Source organism: Aquabacterium sp. (assembly GCF_004297345.1).
In the GTDB taxonomy this organism is placed as follows: Bacteria; Pseudomonadota; Gammaproteobacteria; order Burkholderiales; family Burkholderiaceae_C; genus Aquabacterium.
The window spans coordinates 1-1,446 of sequence record NZ_SCTN01000001.1 but is presented as its reverse complement, the minus strand read 5'-3'; the positions used below and the strand labels follow the sequence as shown (position 1 = coordinate 1,446).

Genomic DNA, 1,446 nt, shown 5'->3' with positions numbered 1-1,446 from the left:
TACACCTTGCCGATCGCGCAAGCCCGTCTGGCCTACAAGGCTTCCGTGGGCGCGATGGAGCTGCCACGTGCCCAGGTGGCCCGTGTGCATGACTTCGCCATCCCCGGGCCCGCTGGCAGCATGCAGGCCCGCCTGTGGGCAGACAGCCATGAGCCCGGCTTGCCCGTGCTGCTGTATCTGCATGGTGGTGGCTTCGTGATTGGCGACATCGATACCTGCGAGGCCATGTGCCGCAACGTGGCCAAACAAAGCGGCGCGGCCGTGGTGGCCGTGAACTACCGCCTGGCGCCTGAACACAAATACCCCGCTGGTTTGCAAGATGCGTGGGCAGCCTTCCAGTGGTTGGCCGAGCATGGGCACACCCAGGGCCTGGATGGCAGCCGTCTGGCCGTGAGCGGCGACAGCGCCGGCGGCACGCTGTCGGCCAGCGTGGCCTTGCTGGCGCGCGATGCCGGCATCCCCCTGGCCTTGCAGGCGCTGATCTACCCCTCGGTGCAGACGCGCTCGGCGACCGAGTCGTTCAAGGCCTTCTCGCGCGACACCCTGCTGAGCGCCGAACTGATGGCCTGGTTCGAGGCGCAGACGCGAGGCGATGCGCTGCCTCATGCCTGGCATCGCGAGCCCCTGCATGCGCCTGATCACGCGGGTGTGGCGCCCGCCTGGATCGGCCTGGCCGAGTGCGATGCCCTCACCGATGAGGGGCATCACTACGCCCAGAAGCTGCGTGATGCGGGCGTGCCGGTTGAAGTGCGCCAATGGCCCGGCGTGATCCATGACTTCATCAACATGGGGCGCTTCATGCCCGAGGCCGCCGAGTTGCATGCCGAGCTGGCTGCGCAGTTGAAGAAGGCGTTCCAGGCCTGACAGGCTTTCCGCTGTACCTTGGATACGCCGTTTGCCGGATGCGGCCAGCCCTGAGGCGCCACCCGGTACGCTCCTTGCTCCTCATTCAGCTCCTTTCATCGCAACGGAGCTGAGCATGAACCGAGAAGACGTGACCGACCTGATCGTGCAGGCCAAGGTCAAGAAGGGCCTGAAGTGGGCTGATGTGGCCACCAAGGTGGGCCTGAGCAAGGAGTGGGTGACGGCTGCCTGCCTGGGGCAGATGACCTTGAACGCCGAGCAGGCTGCGCTCATCGGCGACATCTTCGATCTGCCTGACGAGGCCCGCTTGTGGTTGCAGGAGGTGCCCTACAAAGGCTCTCTGCCCACATCGGTGCCGACCGACCCCTTGATCTACCGCTTCTACGAGTTGATCAGCGTGTACGGCACCACCTTCAAGGCGCTGATCCACGAGGAGTTCGGCGACGGCATCATGAGCGCCATTGACTTCAAGATGGACCTGCAGCGCGAACCCCATGCGGCTGGTGACCGCGTCAGCATCGTCATGTCGGGCAAGTTCCTGCCCTACAAGACTTACTGAGCCGGATCACTCACGGCCTGGCC

Annotated in this window: 2 protein-coding genes; both read left to right on the top strand. The window is 65.1% G+C overall.

What is annotated here, in order from left to right:
• Positions 1 to 864: alpha/beta hydrolase (locus tag EPO09_RS00010; protein ID WP_290638931.1), on the top strand; the 864-nt coding region annotated here is incomplete at its 5' end.
• A gap of 115 nt (positions 865 to 979) precedes the next feature.
• Positions 980 to 1,423, top strand: coding sequence for a cyanase (cynS, locus tag EPO09_RS00005; protein WP_290638929.1), 444 nt, complete (start codon positions 980 to 982; stop codon positions 1,421 to 1,423).
• The last annotated feature ends 23 nt before the right edge of the window (positions 1,424 to 1,446 follow it).

Coding starts and splice junctions, on each gene's coding strand:
- cynS (WP_290638929.1), top strand. CDS start 980: ATGAACCGAGAAGACGTGACCGACCTGATCGTGCAGGCCAAGGTCAAG.